Origin of the sequence: Lacticaseibacillus brantae DSM 23927, assembly GCF_001436115.1 — a bacterium.
Taxonomy (GTDB): Bacteria; Bacillota; Bacilli; order Lactobacillales; family Lactobacillaceae; genus Lacticaseibacillus; species Lacticaseibacillus brantae.
This window is the reverse complement of sequence record NZ_AYZQ01000006.1, coordinates 16,040-40,176: the sequence shown is the minus strand read 5'-3', so window position 1 is coordinate 40,176 and position 24,137 is coordinate 16,040. Positions and strand designations below refer to the sequence as shown.

Genomic DNA, 24,137 nt, shown 5'->3' with positions numbered 1-24,137 from the left:
TCTTTCATCGCCAAGCTGAAACCGCTTGCGTTTTACTTACGCTCTTATCATGCAACTCATTACCGGTTAATTCAACTATTCCGCCAAGCGCCACAAAAATAGGCCCCGTTATCGGGGGCCCATTTTTGATACTAAACTGCCTTGGTATAGCGGGCATCAATCCACTGATTTGTGCCAACTTGCAAGAAGGTCTTGCCGTTGGCCCACTTTGCAATGGCACTGACTTTCCACTTCGAACCTGTGGCCAGATGGCGACCGGCAAAAGTGGTACCGCCATTGTCCTTCCAAAGTGCAATGCCATAACCAGGTGTGTAGTTTACGGCAACAACTTGCTTGACTGATGTCACAACTGGTTTAGCGACAGACTGACCAACTTGAGCATTCTCCACTTTGATGTATTGATTTCCACCAAGGTTGTACAGCTTGTCACCGTTTGGCAAGTACACGAGATTGAAGACTTTCCAACTCGTGCCGACTGCCAACGTCCGCCCATCAGTCTGCATCCCCTTAGCGTCAGTGAATACCGTAGCAGCTGACTTAATTGTCACAATGCCTGGGAATTTAGCCAGATAGACATCGCCTGTTTGTGTATATCCAGCATCAATGAAGCCACCACTAGTTAATTCATAAAATGTCTTGCCATCAATACTAATGGCCTGCTTAATGTCATACCAAGTACCTGTCATCGCGCGCTTACCGCTAAAGACAGTTGGCTTCCCATTGCCATCAAGATTCCAGACCGCAATCCCGTAATCTGGCGCGTAATCTACCACCACGTTTCCAGAAAGTGCCGTTGCTTGGGTATCGACGACTAAATCAACGGTCTTAGTAATTGTTTGTCCGTTGACGACAGTACTGTAAACCACTTGATAGGTGCCTGGCTTATTGAAATCCACCTTAGTGTGATCCACGGTAATCGCTGGTGTTGTGCCGCCAGCGTTATCAACGCTGACACCTTTCAGCCAATCGACTAACGCTGGGTTGGTCCCAACCGTCACGTGCGTTACACCACCACTAATGGCAGGAGTTGGCGTTGGTGTCGGGGTAGGTTGTGAAGGCTTAATGGCTTCTAATTTACCAACAGCGGTGTTAATTTGATCAATTGCTGCCTTAATCATTGCCGATGTTGCCTGATCGTCCTTGAGCACTTTATTCGCATTCTCAAGTGCATTTTCGACCGCAATCCACGAACCCGCAGTGTAGTTGGCCGGATCCAGCTTGTTGGTTTTCTCAACCAAAGCTTCTAGAGCCGTCTTATCAACTGTGTCATCGATTGGCACCAGCGCATTCATTGCAGCTTTCAATGCTTGGTTTGCACTATCAATTTCAGCCTGAGTTGCGTTGTCATCAGCTTGAACCTTCTTAGCAGCTGCCAATGCCTCAGTGAAGGCTGGCCAATTAGCAGGTTGATAGTCAGATTCCTTGAGTTGGCCAGCTTGACTAATGCTATCTGCCAAAGCAATCTTGCTAGTTGAATTGTCTTTAATTGGTTTTAGCTGATCAATTGCCGACTGAATCGCTGCGGTCGCTGCAATGACGTCAGCTTGGACCGCATTTTCATCAGGAATGAGCTTATCACCTTTTGCCACAGCCGCCTGTAAGGCCGCCCAAGTATCTGGTGTATAGTCTTTTTCTGTTAATTGTGCTGCTTTGTTAAGCGTTGCTTGCAGGCCTGATTTGTCTGCCCGCGTTTGCAATTGTCCCAAGGCCGAAATTAAATCAGCAGCAGCTTGATTAACTTCCTCCCGAGTCGCGCCATCATTACTCATGACGGTAGTGGCCTTGCTCAATGCGTCGGTGAGAGTCTTGGCAGTATTTGGCGTATAAGCTGAGGCATCAATAGCTTTAGCACTGTCAATAACACTTTGAAGACTCGATTTATCAAGCTCTTTGGCAGGCGCTAATTGTGAAATCGCATCCGTAATGGCCTTTGCAGCTGTATCAACTGCGCCCTGATCTGGATCATTGCCGGTCAGCACGGTCTTACCGGCCTGAATGGCATCAGCTAGCTTTTGCCAACTATCCGCTGTGAAAGCATCTGGCTTCAAACTCTCACCAATCGTTATTGCTTGAGATAATTGTGAGGTATCTGCCTTGTCTTGAGTGAGCAAAATTGGATCTTGTTCAAGCGTCATCGTTTCTGGTGAATATTGGTTGACCAATTCACCGTCCGCAAGTTGTAAGGAAATGTCCTTGCCGTTAATAGCCTTGTTGGCTGTCAGCGTAAATGTCATCAATGTCTGATCCCCACTCAAGCGTGGTTGATCACCTTGGTTGACCAGCACCAGGTATAAATCTTCTGATCCGTCCGTATGGAGACGATACTTCGAGAAGTTAGTCATCTTGGCCGATGCGGCAGTACTGCTGAAGTCGCCTGACAACTTGAGTTCAGCTCCGTTAATATGAACCCGGGCACTCAGACCGTTAACACCGCTCATTCCAGTCCCGACAAGCGTCACCTTAATTTGATCACCAGGTTTGTATGACGTTTTATCAGTTCTTAAGCTTAAGACACCCGTTGGAACAGTTGTATCTGGTTGTGTAATTGCTGGATCAAGTTGGGCCAAAACATAGTTAATATCGTAGGCGTCAATGACCCCATTACCATTAATATCGCCATTTGATACGTAACCTTGGAAGTCACTATCCTTGCCCTTTGTTAGACCAGTATAATTTCTCAATGATGTCGCATCGTTATTGTCGATTGTGCCATCATTTGAAATATCACCAACCACACGACCCGAGGTATTATCCCGCTTCATAAACAGAAATTCATTCCCAGAAACAAAGTCCCCAACAGAACCGCCAGCAGGGATTTCAATCTGCACATAACGAGCCCATGTCCCAACAGGGAAGTCAACTTCCTTATTCGTCTTATCAGCTTGCCAAATGTAATCTTGTCCGGTTGACTGCCAATGAATACCATCCAAACTATAACTAATCTTCGCCTTGGTGATCATCCCATTGTTCCCGCCATCTTGACGAGGGACGTAAATGAATTGCGCTAAATCATAAGCCTCGCCAAAATCAGTTGCAATGGTCATTGGTGTGGCTGACTGTTTCACATCACCGGCACTGGCGAACCAATTTGAGTGAGCTTGTGAGGACAAATCTTTGTCAAAAAGTTTGTCAACGCCGTATCCGCTCTGCCAAACATCAACGCCTTTAATGTTTGACTCAACTTGATTTCGAACTACCGTTAAAGCATTCCGCATCGGATCTGGCACGGTGGCAATCGCCAATTCATCACTCCATGCTGATGATGCATCGGCAGTAACGGCTTGTACTTGGAAAGTATGCGTTGTTTCAGGTTTTAGCGCATCAAGAATAAATGAAGTATCTTTAATGCCTGTGTTCACTTGCCCATCGACTTTAACGTTGTAACTCACAGCACCTGGAACAGCATCCCAAGTAACTTGAAGACTCGTGGAAGGCGTTTTGGTATCAACAGCTTTGAAGTTCCCAGGGACAGCAACGTTATCTGACATTGGTGGAATGGTATTTTCAGCTTGGGTATTCACCGTCACACCATCAATGACGACATTCGTTGCGCCAGCAGTGACATCACTGGATTCCAACTTAATACGCAAGAACTTCTGATTCAGGGCCGTCCCACCGAGATCATTCAAATAACTGTTTGTGCTGTATGCTTCATCAAAGAGGAAGACGTTCGTGCCAGCAGCAAAGTCGGCTGCGCTCGTGACTGCTTTCAAGGTCACAGTCTTTCCACCAATAGTGGCAGTGACTGTTTCAGGCGCGCTTTCAGACTTGACGGCCAATTCAGTTGTCCGATTCTTGATCATGCCATTGTAATCGCCAGCCGTCACATCCAAATGGATGGTTAATTTCTTGTCGGATAAGGCACTAGTGATGTGTGTGGTTGCCGACCGGCCATCCAGATAACCCTGGCTGACGCCATCGTCTTCGTAGACGCTATAGTCATTGGTGCCGCCTGGGAAAATTTGGAAACTGCGATTTGTATGATCAATTTCTGATGGATTATTATTTGGATTGGTCGTCGCGATAATCGACCCTGCCTTCACAAACACTGGCAACTTCCAAATTGGCGCGTCAAAATTATTCAGCGTTTGGCCGCCTTGATAGGCCTTACCTGTGTAGTAATCCAGCCAAATTTGGTTCTTATCTGGTAGGTAAATGCCATTCCGGATGTCATTGCCGTCCTTGTCAGCGGCGGTATTTTGGTAAATTGGTGCCACTAACATGTTGTCACCCCAGAGATATTCATACTGGGTAACGTTGGTATAGACTTGTGGTTCATTTGGATAGTCCAGGAACAGCGCCCGAACCATCGGCTTGCCAGCAAATGAAGCTTGGGCTGCCGAGCTATAAATATATGGCATCAGCATTGACTTCTGTTTCAGGTAAGCTCTGTTAATGTCGGTAGTCTTCTTATCAAAGATGAACGGGTTCTTCGGGTTAGCCCCCCACCCATCCATGTTTAATTGGATTGGCGTGAACGCCTTCCACTGGTAATCGCGGGTGTTGATGACGGGATTGTTCCCGCCGAAAATACCGTCCATGTCTGAGCCAACGTTTGGCTGACCTGAAAGGCCTTCACCAATGTACGTTGGAATGTGGAAGCGAATATATTCCCATTGTCCACCAGTCTGGTCCCCATCCCAGATGCCGGCGAATCGTTGAGTACCAGCCCAACCGTCCAAGGTAACAATCAATGGCCGGACTTGGCCATCCTTTGTTTTGACAAATAAGTTGTAAGCGTCATCAATTCCTGATAACCCAAATGAATACCCTTGTCCTACCCATGCCACGTCTGTCTTTAGTGCGGTAATACCGGCGCCGATTTCTTTCTCTAAATCCCGGTCTTTATCAGTTGGATGTGCGGGATCAACAGGGTGCAAGGCCTGCTGCGTCCACAAGCCGACGTTTACCCCTTTAGATTTTGCATAATCAACAAAGCTCTTCAAATTAGCGATGTTCCCATCCAAAGTACCAGTTTGCCCATAACCGGCACCATAGCCATCGTTTGGCAAGAACCACCCCAGTGGCATGTCGTTATTAATATATTGATCGATTACTTCTCGAGCGCTAAATTGATAGGCACTCGTATCACCATTCAGCGATTCCAGGACACCAGTCTTGCCAGCTGGGACACTACCTGGTTGATATTCAACATAGTATTTCCCATCCGGGAAAAGAATGGCATTGTGATCGCCTTTATTGGCCTCGACCCAGTAGTCCCGATTGTAGGCATTCAGATGTGCTTCATAAAACCCGTACATTGGCATCAATGCTGGGTCACCAGTCAAATCATAATAACTCTTCAGAATTTGATACGGTGTATCCCCAACAAAATAGAATGCGTCCAGACGGTTCTCATCATGTGTAGTCGTTAATTCATTAGGATCTGTGGAGCCAAAGTCATATAGTCCCGGCGTAAAAGTATTCCGTAGCACACCATATCCATTAGTGGACCAGTAGAACGGATTTGGTGAAGCCACGCCACCATCTACCCAGTTATTCGTGTTGACAATCTTGACTTGCTCACCACGATGCGTGAACCGTCCATTTTGGGTCCCACCGCCAAAGAAGTTTTCGTCCTTAGCAACGCTCAAATGTTCGGTCGTCGAAGTACTGGTGACGTCAGTCGTCTTCGTTTCGGTGAAGGCCTGTTTGCTGGTGCCATTGGAAATCTTATTAACAGCCATCGTCCCAGCTGCCTTATTAAAGACGATGCTCATTTGCGGCGTCTTCAATGTGAAACTGTCCCCAGCAGCTTCCAATGTTGAAGCATTAAAAGCGTCCAACCCATACGCCGCTAGGTCTTTCACAATAATTTTGGCGTTCAAGTTTGGAGCTGATTGTGCCGGATCGGCGTATTGTCCAGTTGGATCCAGATAGTACCGGAATAAATTATTGGCAAAAATATAGACCCGTGCTGTAGTTGAATCACTATATTGAATATCATAGTGATCAGACTGCTTAATCACATTCACAATTGTCCGCCCGGCCACTGGTTCCGCGGTCGTTACTGCCGCCGTAGTCCTAGGCTGGGCAACAGGTGGATTTTGAACCGCTGTCTGAGGGACAGCAACTGGTGCTTGATTAGAACCAGTCGTGATGGTTTTCTGACCGCCAGGCTGTTGAGCGTCTACCTTAGCTTCGTCAACATTTGCGGTCGTGGGTGCCACGGTCGCCGATTGTGTTTCCGGCACAGTAGCAGTAATCGGCTCGACTGTTTCTTCAGCCTTGACGGTATGGCTATGGGTGCCGCCAATCACCATCAAGGTCAATACCGTGCTACTAAACAGTAAACTACGTGGTACTTTAATCCGGCGCTTGTCTTTCATGTACACTACCTCCAATAGTAAAAATCATGAACAACAAAAAACAACTGGTTCCTACAACAGAACCAGTGTAACCGCTAACAATATTTAACGCAATACTTTTTAATAACAAAAAACACCATCATTAACATAAACTCTTTTAAAACGAGCTTACATTCTTGGTTTCATAACTAAAACAATTCATTCCACGCTGTTATATTTATTTCTGACCGTTATTACATTCAATATTTCTAAAATCTTTCACTGACATGATAATTTGCATTCTTGGGAAATCCCAACTACAATCGCAAAAAAGTAAAACCTTGGAGGGCGACGATGAAAATTCTCGTAACAGGCTTTGATCCATTCGGGTCTGACCAAATGAACCCCGCTATCGAGGCCGTCAAACAATTACCCGACACCATTGCGGGCGCGACCATTATTAAGTTGGAAATCCCCACAGTCTTCAATCGCTCAGCTGAAGTCGTCCGCGAGGCAATTGCGGTCAACCATCCTGATTACGTTTTGAATATCGGGCAAGCCGGTGGCCGGACGGCGGTCACCCCTGAACGGATTGCCATCAATCTCGATGACGGTCGTATTCCTGATAACGCTGGCTATCAGCCGCTTGGTGCTCCCATCCAAACCAACGGCCAAACAGCTTACTTCACCCAATTGCCGGTTAAAGCAATGGTCAAAGCGATTCGCGCAGCCGGAGTACCGGCTGCAGTCTCCAATACGGCTGGCACCTATGTTTGCAACCACATCATGTATCAAGTGCAGTACATGCGGGAGCAAGAGTTCCCATTCATCAAAGCCGGATTCATACACATCCCCTATCTACCTGAGCAAGTGATCGATCGGCCGGGCCAACCCTCCCTTTCCCTTGCGGAGGACGTTGCTGCCATTACGGCTGCGATTAGCACCATCGTTCATCAAGACGGTCAAGCGGACATCCAAAGTATTGAAGGTACCATTAACTAAAAAAGCGTACCGGCAAATTTTGTCGGTACGCTTTTTGCATTCCAAAGAATCGCTTAAACCGTTACGGTATCACCTGGTTGTGCAATTTCAACCACACCAGCAGGCAACAATTTTGCGAACTGTTCTGGATCCTGCTTAATTGTTGGGAACGTATTGTAATGAATTGGCAGCACATGCTTAGCATTCAACCGCTTAGCAGCGCTGGCGGCTTCTTCAGGCCCCATGGTAAAGTTGCCTCCAATGGGCAGGACCGCCAGCTCAACGTCGAACCCCTTACCAAAGAGTGCCATATCCCCAAAGTTCGAGGTGTCACCAGCAAAGTAAACGGACTTGCCATCGATCGTCAGCATGAAGCCACAGGCATCCCCCATATATACAGGTAAGCCATTAATCACCAAACTAGAACTATGTTGAGCGTGCATCATTTTGATTTCGCCAAATGGAAACGCCCATTTGCCGCCCAAATTCATGGGATGGCCTTCGACCGCCCCTTGGCTTTCTGCGTAATGAACCAATTCTGGCATCCCAATAATCGGAGCCTGATTGCGCCGGCTGACTTCAACCATATCGCCACTGTGGTCTTGATGTCCGTGGGTCACCAAGATATAGTCGCACTTCACATCTAAGGTTAAATCCGTTTGGGGGTTGCCGGTAATCCAAGGGTCCACCAACAGCACCGTTCCATCATCCAGCTGTGCCTCTAAACACGCATGACCATGATAAATGATTTTCATTTGTCTTCCTCCTTGATTGAATATTCAAACGGGCTGACAATCAGCCAAAGCGTTAACAATCCTATAACAGCAATCCCCCAAAGTGGTGCCACGAAAGCAACCAAAATAGTGAGTGCCAACATAATCAAATTGATTAAATTCTTGGCTGGCTGCTTGGCGCTGACACTCGGGTTGGCCCGCAATAGGACCGCTTCTAGCCAGGAATACGTGACTGACCAGAGTAGCCACAACACGGCAAAAAATACGATTGGTTGCCAATGCGTGGGATATGCCATTACCCAGGCCATCGCAAATGGTGACGTCGAAAGAAACAATAACCAGACTGCGTTGGCCCAGTAGGCATGGTGATTCAACATCTTAATATACTTCAACAAATTATGATGGTTGTACCAAATCGCCATAATTTGCAAAAAAGTAATCAAGTACACAATATAGGTGCGCCAGTCATGCAACAGTGCAGCAAAGGTAAATCCTTCTGGCCGCGGAATTTCCAAGACCAGTAAAGTAACCACAATCGCAATAATGGCATCAGTATAGGCTTCAAATCGCCCTTTATTCATTTCCTCATCTCCACATAAAAAACCTCAACCTCATTTTAGAGGATTGAGGTTTTTGGACAAAGCATTAACCATTGATGGCTTGAATTTGATTGATATCAGCTTCAAGGGCATCCTTGGCTGTCTTGTACGCGTCAAGATCAGATTGATTTGGATATTGGGTGTAGAAACCATCCACACCGCCAGCTGCAAAAGCATATTCATAGTTGAATACCTGGTCGTAATCAGCCGCGAACTTCTTCAACAAGTCGGCGTGATTGCCGTCTAGTTGCAAGGCCATTTGAATAGTCCGAAAGTCAGTATAAGCTAATTCAAATTGCACCGCCCATGCGCGCATAAAGTCATGTTTGGCCACGATGTGCAAGTAATGATGCTCTGCCGTCCACAACAAACGATCAATTGAACCTTTAACATCTAACATTGAAAAGACCTCCTCAAACCTATTTTCAATGTGAGTATAACGCAAGCAATCGCAAATGCGGTGGATTAACGCTTATCATCAAAAAAAGCGCGTCCCCTCAAAGGGAAACGCGCTCACAGCATTATTTATTGAAATTGAGTGGTTGCATGGAAGCCTTGTAGATGCTGACGACGTCGCCAGTATTCAACTTCACATAAGGCACAACATCCAGGCGACCAACGGAAACGGCGCTGTCAGCCATGGCAACAAAGTTCTTCTCATCAGCAATCCCGACTTCTGGCAACGTCATCGGAATACCCAAGTTTTCAATCCAATTGTAAGTCGCTTCGATCGCTTGGTTAGCGACCATTTGATCATCATCGCCACGTAAGTCCCAGACATTGCGGCCGTAACGAGCAAACAATGCTTCTGTGTCAGCGTTCAAAGCAAATTCCATCCAGCGTGGGGTCAAAATACCTAAGCCGACCCCATGGGTGATGTCATAATAAGCTGATAATTCATGTTCTAATGGGTGCACTGTCCATCCATTCTGGTTCCCAGAACGGACAATTCCATTTAAGGCCATGGTTGCGCCCCACATTAAGTTAGCCCGTGCATCGTAGTCATCTGGGGTTTCTAAAGCAACAGGGGCCCACTTAATGACAGCGCGCATCAGCCCTTCAATCAAGCCTTTAGACACATCATTAGCGCCAGCAGCATCAAAATATTGTTCTAAGAGATGGCTCATGATGTCCATGGAACCAGCCGCAGTTTGATTGGCTGGCACGGTATAAGTCAAGGTTGGGTCCAAGAAAGACACAGCCGGTGAATTAGGGCCATATGTGCCCAGCTTTTGGTGGGTTTCAGGATTAGAAATCACTGAGCCATAGTTCATTTCAGTTCCGGTTGCCGCTAAAGTCAAAATATCAACAACTGGCACTTGCGCTAACTTAGTTCGTTCAGAGGCATTGATAACCAAGTCCCATGGATCGCCAGCATAGAACTTCGCTGAAGCGATTACCTTAGCGGCATCAATAACAGAACCGCCCCCAACAGCCAAGATGACATCAACGTCATTATCTTTGGCTAATTTTTGGCCATCGCGAACAGAATCAATCTTTGGATTTGGGGCGATGCCAGGTAATTCAGTCACAGAAAGACCATTGAGGAGGCCTTTCACTTGGTCGTACAAACCAGAGCGCTTGATGGACTGGCCACCATAGACCAGTAACACGCGGTCCCCAAATTGTTGAACAGCCGGACGCAGTTCTTCTTCAATTCGGTTGCGACCGAAACGAATATCAGTTTTGTTGTTAAAACGAAAGTCTTCCATGGTTGTGCTCCTTTGTATCAAGATAGCTGCATTATAACGCTTATCGAATATCAGTAAATAACAAAACGCTTAAATCAACACGCCATTACAGTGATCAACTTCATGTTGGATGATTTGAGCCGCCCAATCGGTAAAGGTTTGCGTGTGAGGTTGAAATTGTTCATCGAGATAGCTCACTGCAATCGATTGATAGCGCGTCGTTTCGCGGGTGCCAGGAATGGATAAGCACGATTCTTCAGTGGTGTAGGGCCCAACTTGCTTGGTGATCACCGGATTCACCAGCGCCAATGCCAAGGGTCCCACTTGAGCAACAATAATCCGCTTATGCACGCCAATCATGTTGGCGGCCAAGCCTGCTGCTCGGCCGGCATTGGCCCGCAACGTATCAAGTAAATTAGTGACCACTGGCGCGTCCAAAGGGCTGGCCGGGGTCGATGGTTGGGCTAAAAACGCTTGGTCATGAATAATGGTTTGTTTCATCTTTTTCTCCTATCATCGCTTAAGCAGCTTTTCTTGCCAGAAAAGGGCTGTCGCGGGATACTGTGGTGTAAATCAACACGCGACATTATGTCCGTGTTACTCTTTCAAAAAGAAGGCGTGGTTATGAAGATTTTCATTACCGGAGGAACCGGGTTTATTGGGACCGAGGTTGTTAAAGAAGCAATTGCGCGCGGGCACGAGGTTGTTGGCTTAGCTCGCTCGGATAAATCAGCTGCTCTCTTACAAGGGTTAGGGGCAACGGCCGTTCACGGCTCACTTGACGACCTTGAAGTCATTAGTAACGCTGCTAAAGCCAGCGATGGTGTCATCCACCTCGCGTTCACAAATGATTTTAGCGACTTTGATGGGGCCGTGCAAAAAGATATCAACGTCATCACGACGATTGGTGAAGCGCTCATCGGGTCGGACAAGCCTTTCGTCAACACATCTGGGACACTAACCGTCCAGAATTTAGGCCGGCCCGCCACTGAACAAGACTTTTCAGAAGATCAAACTGGTCGCGCGCAGTCTGAAGCCTTATCATTGAGCTTTGCCAAGCAAGGTGTGCGCGCCACGGCTGTTCGCCTCGCGCCAACCGTCCACGATGTTGGGCGGCAAGGTTTCGGGACCATCTTTGCGCAAATGGCCGCCCGCCAAGGTAAAACTGGCTACGTTGCCCAAGGCACTAATGTGTGGCCTTCCGTCCATCGTAAGGATGCTGCGAAGCTCTTTGTCGATGCCTTGGAGACAGGCACCGCTGGGCAAGTGTATAATGCCGTGGCTGAGGAAGGCGTTTCGTTTAAGGCCATCATCCAAGTGATTGCAGATGCCATGCATTTGCCAGTTAACCACTTCACAGATGATGAAGCTGACACTTACTTTGGCTGGTTTGCCCAAACGGCGACTACCGATGATCCCACCAGCAGTGTTTGGACGCAACAAGCCCTAGATTGGCATCCCATTGAGACTGATTTACTCAGTGATATGCGGACTTTCCTTGCTAATCCTGATAATATCGCCCAATTAAAGAAATAGAAACAAATAGCGTTGTGCCCAGCTTGAAGCTGGTGTCGCAACGCTATTTTTATGCGCCGTGTCCTTTGCCGCGCAAGACGTGATCCACGTGCTCCAGCATCTCATTGACGACATCCAGAATGTGCGGGTCGTCTAATTGATAGTAACTAGATTTGCCGACTCTGGTCACACTAACCAGTTGATGTTCACGCAGAATCGCTAACTGATGCGAAACGACTGACTGTTCTAACTGCAAAACCGTACCAATCTCGCCGACATTTAGTGGTTGTTGTTCCAAGAGTTTCAACATCTGGAGGCGATTGGCATTACTCAACAATTTAAAAATCCGCTCAGCTTCCTGTAAAGCTGTCGCGTCAATTAATTCTGGCTTGTCTGCTGTCATTTGTCCGTCCCTTGCCTTTAAAATCGTATTGCCTTCACTCTCATTATACATAACCGTAGGCCGACCACAAAAAAACCGCGAACATCCGTTCACGGTTCAAATGACGTATTCTATCAGGTCAATGTCAGTGATTAACGCACAACAGTAACCGAAACTGGTGCATATTTGGCCATGTAGGCTGCTTGACTACCAAAATATCGGGTCACGCCTTGCTTAGCCCTAGCGCCGATGACCAAGAGATCGGGTTCAACTGCTGGAATAACTTCTTTAACAATCGCTTCTCCTGGGTCACCCTCGGCGACGACTGCACGCACTGATTGGATACCACGATCTTTTGCTTGCTGCTGAAAATCCAAGATATGCTGTTCCAACATTTCCCGCTCACCATGAATATAGTCACGATCCAACGCTTGGAAGACGTTCATCTCATCCTTTTCAAGAACGGAAACCACAATAAGTTCTGCATTGTCCTTAAGGGCCAAGTTAATTGCGTAGTCAAAAGCCAATAAGGCATCATCTGAATCATCCACCCCAACTAAAATTTTCTCCAAGTTTGCTTCCATTTCGGATTCCTCCTAATTTTTGGCTGCTGCGACATCTTGCAAATGTTTGGCATAACGCTTGTTGCCGCGGTAGAGGTCATAAACAGTCCATGCGAGCAAGGCTAAGACCGCCACAATCAAAATATAGGCGATAATGTGGGCCATGTTGACGGTGCCTGCACTGGGGTTGTCACCAAAGAAACCGGTGATGGCATCTGGCAAACTCTTCATGTTCAAACCCGTCAGACTAATCACTGAAACCCAGCCGGCAATTTTAACCCAAAGGCTATTCTTGAAGCGATCGCCCATTTCAACTCGGCTATCTGTCATCATCAGTAGTGGCAACATTGAGAATGGCAAGGCAAATGCTAAGAACACTTGAGAATTATTCATTAAATTGTTAAGGGCGGTATGCTCTTCGACGGCACTTTTACCACTGGTCATCATGACACAGACCAGCACTGGAATCACCGAAATCAGACGAGTGATCAAACGCCGCGCCCAAATTGGCATCCGCATATGGATAAACCCCTCCATAATGACTTGACCAGTCAAGGTCCCGGTAATGGTGGAATTCTGCCCAGAAGCCAATAAAGCAACAGCGAACAACGTAGAGAGAATCCCCGATTTCGCAACGGCAATTAAGACTCCGTTGCTCAACATGGACGTGTTTGACAACGCGTCAAACAGTCCGAAGAATGAAGGGTCTTTGACGGCACCACTTTTGAAGACCGCGACACCCATAATCAGTAACAACGCATTGACGAAGAAAGCAAAGGTCAACTGGATATTTGAATCCCATGTCGAAAACTTCACAGTCCGAGCAACGTCTTCTTCGTCATTATGATCAATCGCCCGCGTTTGAGAGATGGCCGAATGCAGGTAAAGGTTATGCGGCATCACCGTCGCCCCGATGATCCCCAGGGCCCCATTAATTGGTGACATCCCATTGATGACTGGCGAACTTGCCATCACTTTAGCGGATGGCACTAAGCCGAAGAGCACGCCTTTCCAATCAGGATTGGATAACGCCACTTGGTAAACAAAGACGAACAGGATGACTAGAATCAAGGCCACAACAATCGCTTCAACTTTTCTAAAACCAATCTTTGTCAATAATAATAAGAGCAAGACATCAAAGACGGTGATAAATACAGCAATCACTAGCGGAATGTGAAATAACAGATATAACGCAATCGCTGCCCCAATAACTTCCGCAATATCAGTGGCCATAATCGCCAATTCGGTTAGAATCCATAGCACAATTCCGAGGCTCTTGCTGGTTCGAGCCCGAATCGCCTGGGCAAGATCCATCTGACTTACAATGCCAAGCTTAGCAGCCATATATTGCAGTAACATCGCAATTAAGCTTGAAATCAAGATGATGGACATCAACATGTACTGGAAGTTTTGTCCCCCAGTGATTGAAGTTGACCAATTCCCCGGATCCATATACCCGACAGCGACCAGCGCACCAGGACCCGAATACATAAATAAGGTCTTCCAAAAACTTAAATTTTTCGGCACTTTGACCGTCCCATTAATTTCTTCAAGCGACCGCCCATTAGCATATTCAATCAGCTTATGGTGTTGCTTTGGGTTCTTGACTCCCTTGTCCATAAAATGACTCCTCCTTTTTATCTTGAACCAGGGCCTATTATACGCTAAATTTTGCAATTAGGAAGACGAAATTTAGGAAAGCCTTAATAAATTCGGAGGAGCGCACAATGAGAAGTAGTCGGGATAACTATTTAAGAGCCGTGTATGAATATAGTCTGGTCACGGGATTCGCCCATAATAAGCAGCTCGCGGAATCTTTGGATGTGGCACCCGCGTCAGTTACCGAGAAAATTAAGCGACTAGTTTCGGGTGGGCTAATCAAACGGCATCCATATGGTCAAATCAGCCTCACACCACAAGGCGCAGCTCAGGTTAAACGTTTGATGCGGAATTACTATTTGATTGAGGTTTGGCTCGTCAATAGCATCCACTATCCTAAAGCAAACGTGGCCGATTTGGCCTGGCAAATGGCAGATATCGACGATTGTCTCGCTGAAATGTTATACACACAGTTAGGCGAGCCTAATAAAAGTCCTTTTCTTGAACCCATTGTCTGCTAAACATTAAAAAAGAGTTGGACCCGATTCAATTCACCGGGTCCAACTCACATGTTTATGATGCAGATTGATTTTGTTCGAGGCTCACGTCGTCGCGGTGAATCAGTTCAATCACTTCACCCTTAGCGCGGCGCTCATCAATATTGGCTTCGCCCCACTTACATAGTTGATTCAAAATCATGTTCAAACTCTCTCCCCGTTCAGTTAAGCAATACTCAACCTTAGGCGGCACCTGTTCGTACACGCGGCGCTGCACGATGCCATCTGCTTCTAACTCACGCAATTGTTGCGTGAGCATTTTTTGCGTGATCTGGGGAATGGCCCGCCGCAATTCACTCGTTCGCATCGTATCGTGTCGCAGATGACAGAGAATGATGGCTTTCCACTTACCACCAATCACTTCCATCGTGGCTTCAACGCCGATGTTATAGGTCTTATCTGCCATAATAGCCTCCTATAGGCACTAAAAGGTGTGTATCGCACTTTTTAGTACGTAATTGTCTTTATGAATCTACCCAGTATAATGAAAATTCGTACGTAACGCAACGACACAGGAGGAATTAAGATGGAGAAAACAGAAACACATGCTGTGGCACCGACACTGACGTTACTGGCGTTGGCCCTCAGCGCCTTTGCCATTGGCTCAACTGAATTTATTAGCGTGGGCGTGATGCCGCTGATTATTGACAGTTTCGGTATTAGCCTGAGCACCGCGAGTATGACGGTGTCAGTCTATGCGGCTGGGATTATGATTGGTGCGCCATTACTGACCGCACTCACAGGCCGGTTCCCACGCAAAGGCCTGTTGTTAGCCATTATGGTGACCTTTATCCTGGGCAATTTATTGACGGCGATTGCGCCAAACTTTGCGATGTTACTTGTCGGCCGCGTGGTCGCTGCCTTTGCCCACGGCCTCTTCATGTCAGTCGCAACTGTCATCGCGGCCAATGTGGTTGAGCCAAGCAAACGCGCCTCGGCCATTGCGACGATGTTCACCGGCTTGACCGTGGCCACCGTAACTGGGGTACCACTGGGGACCTTCATTGGGCAACACGCTAGCTGGCGTGCATCATTCATCGTTATTGCCGCCATCGGCTTCATTGCCTTGATTGGTAACTATTTCTTAGTCCCAAGCAATTTGCCCCAACCCATCCCTGGTCGGCGTGGCAGTTTGCTTCGGATTTTTAAGCAAAAGGAATTAACGGTCGGCTTAATCGTCACCGCGATTGGTTATGGGGCCAGCTTCCCAGTCTATACATTCTTAACCACCATTTTGACCGATGCTGGCTGGTCATCAGGTGTGATGGTCTTCATCCTAATCGCTTACGGATTAGCCGTCGCTATTGGGAATATTGTGGGTGGCCGCGTGGGCAATACTGAACCACTCAATGCCTTGGCCTGGATGTTTGGCGCCTTATTTGTTGTCATGACTGCCATGCTCTTTGGCTTAGGTCATCAAATGATTGGTTTGATTTTGATTCTGCTCATGGGCTTACTGGCCTTCATGAATGTCCCCGGCCTGCAACTCTTCACCATGCAAATTGCCGAGAAGAACTTACCTGAAGACGTCCAGATGGCATCCGCGTTGAATATTTCGGCTTTCAATGTCGGCATCATGATTGGTTCGGCCGTTGGGGGACAGATTGCGGATCACGTTGGCTTGGGCTTAACCCCGATTGCGGGGATGGTCCTCGCTGCTTTGGCCTTAATCTTGACTGGTTTGCTCAAAAAGTGGCGGTAAACGGGCACTTTCTTCAAACACACATTAAAAATAGCCTTGTCACGGCGGGCGGCAAGACCAAATATTTCCATTTTTGTGATTTTACAATTAGTATAACCGCATCAAGACAAATGATGAGGTGAGTTATATGGCAAAAGTTTTAGCAGTTTATGGGGTCGGTAAAGCCGGCTTGGGTCAAGCTTTAGGTTCAGTCTTCGGTAAACAGGGTTATAGCATTGCCTTATTGGAACGTGATCAAGATCATTTGAAACAAGTGCAAGCCGCATTGGCCGCTGAAGGCGTGACTGCAACCGCCATTCCTGTCGACCTATCCGACTTCGATAGCATTAACAAGTCCGTTGACGCCATTAGCAAGCTCGGCGATTTGGATACCGTGGTCTTCAACGCCACCGTTCGGCGTAAGGGCCGCCCAAGTACCTTTACTGGCGATGAAATCATGCAAGACTTACAAGTCAACGTCGGCAGTGCCGTCCAAATCGCTAATGCCACGATTCCATTACTCAAGCAGACTAAAGGTGCCATTCTGTTCACCAACAGTGTGGTGGCTGAAAAACCTGGGACTACGGATGCTTCGCAATCCATGGGTAAGGCAGCCGTTCACAATTTCGCCTTGTCCTTGAACAAAGACTTGGCTAAAGATGGCGTCTTCTCAGGGCTGGTCAACATTTGGACTTATATCCGTGAAGGTAATGATGGCAAGCAAAACCCAGACACCATTGCCCAAGCCTTCTATGACCAAGCAACCCAACGTAAAGAACCAGAACTGATTTACGGCAAACGTTAACCAATAAGAAGGGGTTGTGACAAAACTACTTTTGTCACAACCCCTTTTTTAGTCTTTAAATCGCGCTTGCAACTCAGCAAAGAAGTCTTCATTAATCGCGGCCTCGTTGCGTTTCAACCCAACTTCCCACGTGGGGGCAAACTCAGGAAATACGCGAGCAATCAGCTGATCTTTGAGCATAAACTGAACGATGGCCAAACTTTTTTCGGGCACCAGGTTATACAAACGCCCTGCGCTCAATGTCCCTCGCGCCTTAGTCCAGGTATTATTGGCGACATAACCCACCTTGCCAATAACTGGCAACACGGCAGCAATCGCTTCATCATCATGGACATTGGTCGGATCTTTTTGCAACAAGAGATAGGTACCGATATCAAACGGCGCCAAGTCAAAATAGTGATTCATCCCTGTGATCGTGACATATAACCCGTCATCCAGCGTTGGCTGTGCCATAAGCTCAAATCCTTCCGCGTATTTTTACGGTTAGTATAGCAGGTAAGCCACCAATTGGCATGGGTTAATTATGCGTTAGGCGCGACATCCATTGGTGGCCAGGTTTTTTGGATAAAGGTGGCCATTTGTTCCGGCGTTTCCTGCTGACCATGTGCCAACCAATCAATAATGACGCTGTCCAAGCCTGCTGCTTGATACAAAATGTAGTACCGTTTCTCAGCATCGGTGAAGTTTTGTAACGATTCCTTAGATGCTGCTAAATTTGTCATCACTGTCATCACGGCCTGCCGCAGCATTGCCTCTTGGCCTGCTTTTAATAAGAGTTGCAGGAACTCAGCATGTTCACTGAAAAACCGCATATAAAACATCATCGCCGCACCATATTCTTGCACCGGAAGATGTTTGTACTCTGGTAACATGGCCACCAATCGCGCCAACTCTTGGCTGAGGACATCGGCCACGTTGCCGTAATGCCGATAAAACGTCATCCGCGAAATCCCAGCCACTTTGGTCAGTTCACTCACAGAAATGGCATCAAAATCCTTTTTCTCGATGAGGCGTGCTAACGCCCCTAATAGATACTCACGTGTATTCTCACTGACACCTGGCATTGACAATTTCTCCTTTTTTGTCACATCTGTGATCAACGGACTTGCATAGCCGATGACACGAAGTTACACTTGTCACATCGATGGTTACAAGTGTAACATTTTTAAGCCGATTGGCAAAGGAGAAAATCATGACAAATCAAAAAGTAGTTGCAATTACTGGGGCTTCAAATGGCATGGGCAAGGCCGCCTTAGAACTTTTCACGCAAAAAGGTTGGATTGTTTATGGGGGCGCGCGGCACATTGACAACATTCCGACAGGCGCGAACACCCGCGCATTATTTCTCGACGTGACAGATCCCGAATCAGTCACCAATTTTGGACAAACCATTCTCGATGAGCAACACCGGATTGATGTGTTGATTAATAACGCCGGTTACGGCGAAAATGGCCCTGTGGAAGATACGACGATGGCTCATATCCGGCGCCAATTTGACACCAACTTCTTTGGCGCCGTTGCCCTCACGCAGTTTTTCCTGCCAACAATGCGAGCTCAGCACAGCGGGCGTATCGTCAACATTTCTTCCGTCGGTGGCGACATCTATTCACCGCTGGGCGCATACTACCACGCGTCAAAAGCAGCACTGCAACAGTGGAGCGACACCCTTGACCTTGAAGTTGAGCCATTTGGCATTCGTTCAATCATTGTCCAACCTGGTGGGACGCAATCGTCTTGGGGCGCCGTCGCCCGGGCCAATATTCAAAAGAACCTCAAGCCAGACACAGCCTATGAACCACTTGTGAACGTGATGAATGCCACATTGGCCGATGATGCACCAGGAATGGGCGCCTCAGTTCAGGACCTCGCGCAACTCTTTTATCGCGCGGCGACTGACAACAAGCCCAAGCGCCGCTACTTCAATAAGTTCAGTGATCATATGAGTGTCATCGTGGCTCGCGCGTTTCCTAAGCTTTTCCGAAGTAACTTGAAGCGCATGATCCAGCAAAATAAATAAATTAGCGGCCTAATTCGAAGCTGAAGTAAATAATCGCTCCGACCAGAATTAAGCCGTGCGTCAGCAGTTTTAATTGGTACTGCCGCCGCAGTTGCACAGGTGGGGTCCAGTATAAGTCATTGGGCCCGCCGGGATGACTGGCATCAGCTGCAGTAAGTTGCCGAAACTGGAACCGCGCCATGATGAGCCACAAAATAGCAGCGATAATTGCGAGGCCCGCAGCCAACAAGCCGCTATAAGGAATCTCGGAGACGAAATTAATCACCAACCGCAGCACTCGAATCCGCAACGCCCCGAATGCCAACGGGAATTGTTGGACAATCGTCGCAAAAGCCATGAACCCAGCCAAACCCGAAATGATTTTGGCCGCCAAGTTGAGGCCAGCCATGCCGGAAACCTGCCGGACCAGTCCGCGCCAATAAACTCGGCGGGCATTGCGAATCTGGGGTGGAAACATCATTTTATGCGTTGCCAGTTGGGCGGCCACAATCTGGTTGCTGTTCAAACGCTGGCCAATAAGAACCAAGATTACGGCCACGGCAATGATGCCGAGTAACACATATTCAACCATAGTGGTCCTCCTTTAAGTATTTGCGCTCATTATAGTCGATAATCACGCCTTAATAAAACACTACTGAATCGAGCGTTTCGTGAATAGCCATTGACCCTTAATTTGTTCAAGTTGGTGTGTCACTTGAGCCAAGGAGACTATCTGGCGTGAAGTAACCTCAACGATTACTAATATTGAAGTGGCCGTCGCAGTGTTAGCTGTGAGACTTTGGATGACGACAGAGGATGTTAAATGTAACGTCTGCCCTTCTTGTTGCCAAACACGTTGCACCATCTCCATGAGAGCTTCATGGCCGGTGGCCTGGCCTTGAGTGCCCTCAATTGCGCCATCTTCGGCAAAAAGCGCCACATAACCTTTGGCATCCTTTTGACCGGCCAACTGATCAGCTTGAGTAATTAGTTGCATAATTGCGAATTGATCATCACAACGAGCCATTCTTTTCACCTTCTGCATATATTGAGTTCACACTGCCATTCTGGCGCGATTTGGCCAAATGTCAAACTATGCTGCTCACGACAAAAGAGGCTGTGACACCCGCAAGGGTTTGTCACAGCCTCTTAATTATGATCTGGCATCGTCTTGCGCGTTGGTGACACCCAGGTTCCTGAGCCAAAACCAAGAATGGTTTTAACTGCGGGGATAAATGTCACAATAATCGTAATGGGATTAATCATCCAAAAGAACATCATATATAGCGGCGCAAAGGGCAGATATTTTAGTTTGGCGCCGCGATGATCCAGCAATAAGGCCGTAATCAGTTGCAATAACCCAGCCAACAATTCAAAGGTCACAAAAATCCACGCCATCGCGAACATGTGCCAAATTTCAGGCCAATTACCTTGAATCGCCTGCCACGCAAGACTGCCTACGTACATGGCCGTCGTGATGGCAAAGAAAAACGACCAAATCACTGACAACGTCGAATCAATGAACATCGACATCTGATAGCGATGCCGCCATGGATGTAAGACGAACTTCTTGAAGTTCGTCAGCCAGACTTCAGTGCCGCCTTGGGCCCACCGCTTGCGTTGCTTGTATAAATCGCCAATTGTTTCAGGCACATTCATATGAAAGACAATGTTTGGTGCAAACCGCGGTACTGCGCCAAGCATCTGATGATCCCAGGCAATACTGATATCTTCTGTGGCACGATTCTGGCGGAACCCACCAACGTCAATGAGAAAACTTTTACGGTACATGGTATTCGCACCACTGTAAGCATACATCGAGTCATTCACTGCCGCCTGACTCCGTTTAATCACACCAACAATGCTCGAGAATTCAACCGTCTGCGACTTGCCTAATAAAGTCGTGCGATTCTGTACATCCATGTTGGCTGTCACGGCCGACGTGTTCATATCATAATCGTGAATGAAGTAATTCATATACTTCATGATGGCATCTGGCTCAGGAATGGTATCCGCATCATTACTGAGAATATATTCACCACGTGCGAAGAACATTCCAATATTAAACGCGTGGGCCTTGCCTTTATTTTTGACAATTTCAAGCATCCGTAAGTTCGGGTACTCCGCCTCCAGCTTCTCAACAATCGCCGCCGTCTGATCGGTCGAGCCATCGTTACAAATGAGCACTTCATAATTATCGTAATTCAATTGATCAAACAGGTAACGGATGGTTGATTCGATCATCAATTCTTCATTATGAGCTGGGATCATAATTGTGACGTAGGGTTGCTTGTCCTTGGGCAAAACCTGCCAATCATCATCCACAGTGTCCCGCCGTAAGAAGCGATAACTCAACGCCCCGAAGAACCAGAAGAACGCGCCCATGATTGGATATAAACACAGAATTAATAAAAGGGCCGTCACAATTGTTTGGCCGTTTGTCACCTCAAAAAGGTGGTCAATCATTTGCATGCTTACACCTCATTGAGTTTCTTTTGTGCGTACAAGTCTTGAATTTGGTCCGTCTCGAGATTCTGGTCGGGTTCAACGCGATAATTACGGACATGTTCCCGAAAGTCTGCATCCCCGAATCGTTCAGTCATAAACGTTTCCACTGTTTGATTACGCGCGTGTTGGTTCAGCGGATTATACGTTGGCCACTGTTCCACCAGCCGTTCGCGCTTGCGGACTTGAATAATCGCCATACTGACCGTGTAAATCAGCGCCACCGCAGCTAAGAATAAGAGGAGCACACCGATAAATTCAATTTCGGTTACCCCTTCGCGATACCGCCAGAATGCGAAGCCTTTCCCAGACATGGCGTAAGCAAAGCTCATCCCAGTCACGACAATTGGCACGATGACCGTTAACCAGCCTAAGATTGCGATCAAGGTCTGCCAAATTTTGAGGCTCCAATGGCCCTTAGCGAAATATAAATCTGTATATAATTGTTGCCGGTTATTGTTCAAGCTTGTCCTCCGTTTGTTCTGAGACATCCACAGGCCGTCCGTAACGATAACCTTGTAAATGGGTGATATTCAAAAGTTTTGCCAGTTCAACGTCCTGATCATCTTCGACACCGATGAGCATCAAATCAATCTGATGATCTTCGGCTAATCGCCGCCAAAACTGCAAATTCAAATCGAGCCACTGCCCGTCTTCTTTGCGGAATTGGCGCATAGAGGCCTTAATGAGATCGGTTTGTGGCAGCATCCATTCGATGGCTTTCAAGTCAACTTGGCGATTACCAACATTATCAATCGCAAACTCCGCGCCGTAAGCCCGCGCTGCAGCAACCTGACGTAGAAACCGCCGATGTTGTCGGTAGCGTGCGTCCGGATTGACTGTCAGTTCAATGACAAGTTTCATTGGCGCTATCCGACTTTGGGCCCAGCGAACGAAATAATCAAATTCCGGACTGATAATTTGCTCGTACTCTAAATTAATGGCCAGCGTGTACGGGACTTTGGGCAGATTAACAAACACGCCATCAAGCAAGAAAATCACCCGCTGTAATGGCAAGGTCTCCATGTGCATGGGTAGGCGCCAGTGTCCGGATTCATCTTCTTGACGCAGCAAACACTCATACCCGGTAATCTCACCATGGCTATCTACCTGTTGCTGGATGAAATAGCGCAGTTCACTTTCGTTCTTTGCAAGATAATTCCGGCTGCGGCGACGGGACTGATAGAAGAAAATGGCTATCGTACCGCCGGCAATAAGCACAAGAACTAAGGTCACCCACAGTAGAAAAGTGGTTAATTCTCTTAACATGCGTGACCCTCCGTTCTTTGTCTCCGCTCATGATTTTATGTATTTTGCACAATCTATTATGGATATTGTACTCTTACGGTCAGAAATGGCAAGATAACATTCGCAAATGTAAATACGAATCATAACGTTTAAATCCAAGCAAAAAGCCCAACTGCATAAGCACAGCTGAGCTTTGGCTAAGTACGGGCGTCACACTTAGAAATCTTCATTTGCCGGGGCGTCTGGCAGCAGAAACGCAAGAATGATATAGATCCAGAAGAACCCTGGGCTTCCAAATAGGAAGACCAAGCGCACCCAGAAGCTACTAATTCCTAACCGAGCCGCAATACCACCACAGACGCCAGCAACCCAGCGGTCATCACGTGACCGGGTTAACTTTGTTGTCATTGAGCATCCCTCCATTCCTTACTATGAGCGTAACAGAACGAGAGAAGTGGATGCTACTTTGCTGCTGGCTTCGTGCTATCAGAATTGACTGGCTGCCAGACGCGCACCCCGTCTTCAAAGAATGGAAAAGGCTGGCGTTCCTGCCGATCCACCGCATTGGTCGCCGAGACTGCTGCGTGTACAGCCGCAAATAAATCACTAGCCTCCATAGAATTAATGGCAGATAACGCTAACTGCTCGGACGTGGTGACCTCAAGGACTGGCTTGTCGCCGGCCAAGTCCACTGATTGAACATAGCGAACTTGAGAATCAGGATACTGGATGCGCACGTACATCACTTCCAACTCTGCTTCCGCTGTTAAGCCCGCCTGTTCTAAATCCTGCCGGGATTCAAAACTGTCAAAAGGCACGGGGCTCCCCTTGTCCAAAATCATCTGCAATTTTTCTTCCATCTTTTCAGATCCATTCTGTGTATATTTGAATTTTATCTCGAATTAAATAACAATCTATTGGCTCCGAAATAAATTATACTCAAAACGAATACGATTTTCTGCAAATTATTGTAAATGTTTGGCGAAAAATCAAT

Annotated in this window: 25 protein-coding genes; 6 read left to right on the top strand and 19 right to left on the bottom strand. The window is 47.3% G+C overall.

Annotation, left to right across the window (positions count from 1 at the left end; all coding sequences use genetic code 11):
* Positions 1-131: 131 nt before the first annotated feature.
* Positions 132-6,329: a TIM-barrel domain-containing protein gene (locus tag FC34_RS09330; RefSeq protein WP_057895167.1), complete on the bottom strand. Its 6,198-nt coding sequence runs from the start codon at positions 6,327-6,329 to the stop codon at positions 132-134.
* A gap of 312 nt (positions 6,330-6,641) precedes the next feature.
* Between FC34_RS09330 and pcp the strand changes: the two genes are divergently transcribed.
* Positions 6,642-7,289 carry a pyroglutamyl-peptidase I gene (gene pcp, locus FC34_RS09325; protein WP_057895166.1) on the top strand — a complete coding sequence of 216 codons (648 nt, stop codon included), beginning with the start codon at positions 6,642-6,644 and terminating at the stop codon, positions 7,287-7,289.
* Positions 7,290-7,342: 53 nt separating this feature from the next.
* Here the strand turns inward: pcp and FC34_RS09320 are convergent, their stop codons facing one another.
* The 5 genes from FC34_RS09320 to FC34_RS09300 form a co-directional block, all read right to left on the bottom strand.
* Positions 7,343-8,023 (bottom strand): metal-dependent hydrolase, encoded by a 681-nt coding sequence (locus FC34_RS09320; RefSeq protein ID WP_057895165.1) that lies wholly within the window; start codon positions 8,021-8,023, stop codon positions 7,343-7,345.
* Complete coding sequence (locus FC34_RS09315) at positions 8,020-8,583, bottom strand: TMEM175 family protein (RefSeq protein ID WP_057895164.1); 564 nt, start codon at positions 8,581-8,583, stop codon at positions 8,020-8,022. The genes FC34_RS09320 and FC34_RS09315 overlap by 4 nt, the downstream gene beginning before the upstream one ends.
* Before the next feature lie 64 nt (positions 8,584-8,647).
* A complete protein-coding gene (locus FC34_RS09310; RefSeq protein WP_057895163.1) occupies positions 8,648-9,001 on the bottom strand; it encodes a hypothetical protein in 354 nt (117 codons plus the stop codon).
* Positions 9,002-9,122: 121 nt separating this feature from the next.
* Positions 9,123-10,313, bottom strand: coding sequence for an iron-containing alcohol dehydrogenase (locus tag FC34_RS09305; protein WP_057895162.1), 1,191 nt, complete (start codon positions 10,311-10,313; stop codon positions 9,123-9,125).
* 69 nt (positions 10,314-10,382) lie between these two features.
* Positions 10,383-10,793 carry a peptide deformylase gene (locus FC34_RS09300; protein WP_057895161.1) on the bottom strand — a complete coding sequence of 137 codons (411 nt, stop codon included), beginning with the start codon at positions 10,791-10,793 and terminating at the stop codon, positions 10,383-10,385.
* A gap of 123 nt (positions 10,794-10,916) precedes the next feature.
* Between FC34_RS09300 and FC34_RS09295 the strand changes: the two genes are divergently transcribed.
* Positions 10,917-11,828 (top strand): SDR family oxidoreductase, encoded by a 912-nt coding sequence (locus FC34_RS09295; RefSeq protein WP_057895160.1) that lies wholly within the window; start codon positions 10,917-10,919, stop codon positions 11,826-11,828.
* A 49-nt stretch (positions 11,829-11,877) separates the two neighbouring features.
* Here FC34_RS09295 and FC34_RS09290 read toward each other — a convergent pair whose 3' ends face one another.
* From FC34_RS09290 to FC34_RS09280, 3 genes are all read right to left on the bottom strand, one after another.
* Positions 11,878-12,210 carry an ArsR/SmtB family transcription factor gene (locus FC34_RS09290; protein WP_057895159.1) on the bottom strand — a complete coding sequence of 111 codons (333 nt, stop codon included), beginning with the start codon at positions 12,208-12,210 and terminating at the stop codon, positions 11,878-11,880.
* A 131-nt stretch (positions 12,211-12,341) separates the two neighbouring features.
* Entirely contained in the window at positions 12,342-12,773 is a 432-nt protein-coding gene (locus FC34_RS09285; RefSeq protein WP_057895158.1) for a universal stress protein, read from the bottom strand.
* 12 nt (positions 12,774-12,785) lie between these two features.
* Positions 12,786-14,372, bottom strand: a complete 1,587-nt coding sequence (locus FC34_RS09280) for an Nramp family divalent metal transporter (protein ID WP_057895157.1) — start codon at positions 14,370-14,372, stop codon at positions 12,786-12,788.
* A gap of 107 nt (positions 14,373-14,479) precedes the next feature.
* Here FC34_RS09280 and FC34_RS09275 point away from each other — a divergent pair, with 107 nt between their 5' ends.
* The gene (locus tag FC34_RS09275; protein ID WP_057895156.1) at positions 14,480-14,872 is read left to right on the top strand and encodes a metal-dependent transcriptional regulator; all 393 of its coding nucleotides are present in this window, start codon (positions 14,480-14,482) and stop codon (positions 14,870-14,872) included.
* Positions 14,873-14,924: 52 nt separating this feature from the next.
* Here FC34_RS09275 and FC34_RS09270 read toward each other — a convergent pair whose 3' ends face one another.
* Positions 14,925-15,314, bottom strand: a complete 390-nt coding sequence (locus tag FC34_RS09270) for a winged helix-turn-helix transcriptional regulator (RefSeq protein WP_057895155.1) — start codon at positions 15,312-15,314, stop codon at positions 14,925-14,927.
* 120 nt (positions 15,315-15,434) lie between these two features.
* On the opposite strand from FC34_RS09270, the gene FC34_RS09265 reads away from it, so the two are divergent.
* Positions 15,435-16,610 carry an MFS transporter gene (locus tag FC34_RS09265; RefSeq protein ID WP_057895154.1) on the top strand — a complete coding sequence of 392 codons (1,176 nt, stop codon included), beginning with the start codon at positions 15,435-15,437 and terminating at the stop codon, positions 16,608-16,610.
* A gap of 127 nt (positions 16,611-16,737) precedes the next feature.
* Positions 16,738-17,394: an SDR family NAD(P)-dependent oxidoreductase gene (locus FC34_RS09260; RefSeq protein WP_057895153.1), complete on the top strand. Its 657-nt coding sequence runs from the start codon at positions 16,738-16,740 to the stop codon at positions 17,392-17,394.
* A gap of 48 nt (positions 17,395-17,442) precedes the next feature.
* Here the strand turns inward: FC34_RS09260 and FC34_RS09255 are convergent, their stop codons facing one another.
* Positions 17,443-17,847, bottom strand: coding sequence for a hypothetical protein (locus FC34_RS09255; protein WP_057895152.1), 405 nt, complete (start codon positions 17,845-17,847; stop codon positions 17,443-17,445).
* A 68-nt stretch (positions 17,848-17,915) separates the two neighbouring features.
* Positions 17,916-18,458, bottom strand: a complete 543-nt coding sequence (locus tag FC34_RS09250) for a TetR/AcrR family transcriptional regulator (protein WP_057895151.1) — start codon at positions 18,456-18,458, stop codon at positions 17,916-17,918.
* A gap of 128 nt (positions 18,459-18,586) precedes the next feature.
* Here FC34_RS09250 and FC34_RS09245 point away from each other — a divergent pair, with 128 nt between their 5' ends.
* Complete coding sequence (locus FC34_RS09245) at positions 18,587-19,411, top strand: SDR family NAD(P)-dependent oxidoreductase (protein WP_057895150.1); 825 nt, start codon at positions 18,587-18,589, stop codon at positions 19,409-19,411.
* Between the two features lies 1 nt (position 19,412).
* Here FC34_RS09245 and FC34_RS09240 read toward each other — a convergent pair whose 3' ends face one another.
* From FC34_RS09240 to FC34_RS09210, 7 genes are all read right to left on the bottom strand, one after another.
* The gene (locus tag FC34_RS09240) at positions 19,413-19,982 is read right to left on the bottom strand and encodes a hypothetical protein (protein ID WP_057895149.1); all 570 of its coding nucleotides are present in this window, start codon (positions 19,980-19,982) and stop codon (positions 19,413-19,415) included.
* Positions 19,983-20,042: 60 nt separating this feature from the next.
* Positions 20,043-20,417, bottom strand: coding sequence for a nuclear transport factor 2 family protein (locus tag FC34_RS09235; protein WP_057895148.1), 375 nt, complete (start codon positions 20,415-20,417; stop codon positions 20,043-20,045).
* Positions 20,418-20,539: 122 nt separating this feature from the next.
* On the bottom strand, positions 20,540-21,862 hold the full coding sequence (locus FC34_RS09230) for a glycosyltransferase family 2 protein (RefSeq protein WP_057895147.1): 1,323 nt from the start codon (positions 21,860-21,862) through the stop codon (positions 20,540-20,542).
* A 2-nt stretch (positions 21,863-21,864) separates the two neighbouring features.
* Positions 21,865-22,386, bottom strand: coding sequence for a hypothetical protein (locus FC34_RS09225; RefSeq protein WP_057895146.1), 522 nt, complete (start codon positions 22,384-22,386; stop codon positions 21,865-21,867).
* Complete coding sequence (locus tag FC34_RS09220; protein ID WP_057895145.1) at positions 22,349-23,164, bottom strand: EAL domain-containing protein; 816 nt, start codon at positions 23,162-23,164, stop codon at positions 22,349-22,351. The genes FC34_RS09225 and FC34_RS09220 overlap by 38 nt, the downstream gene beginning before the upstream one ends.
* Positions 23,165-23,359: 195 nt before the next feature.
* Positions 23,360-23,551 carry a PspC domain-containing protein gene (locus FC34_RS09215; RefSeq protein ID WP_057895144.1) on the bottom strand — a complete coding sequence of 64 codons (192 nt, stop codon included), beginning with the start codon at positions 23,549-23,551 and terminating at the stop codon, positions 23,360-23,362.
* A 53-nt stretch (positions 23,552-23,604) separates the two neighbouring features.
* Positions 23,605-24,003: a hypothetical protein gene (locus FC34_RS09210; RefSeq protein ID WP_057895143.1), complete on the bottom strand. Its 399-nt coding sequence runs from the start codon at positions 24,001-24,003 to the stop codon at positions 23,605-23,607.
* Positions 24,004-24,137 lie beyond the last annotated feature (134 nt).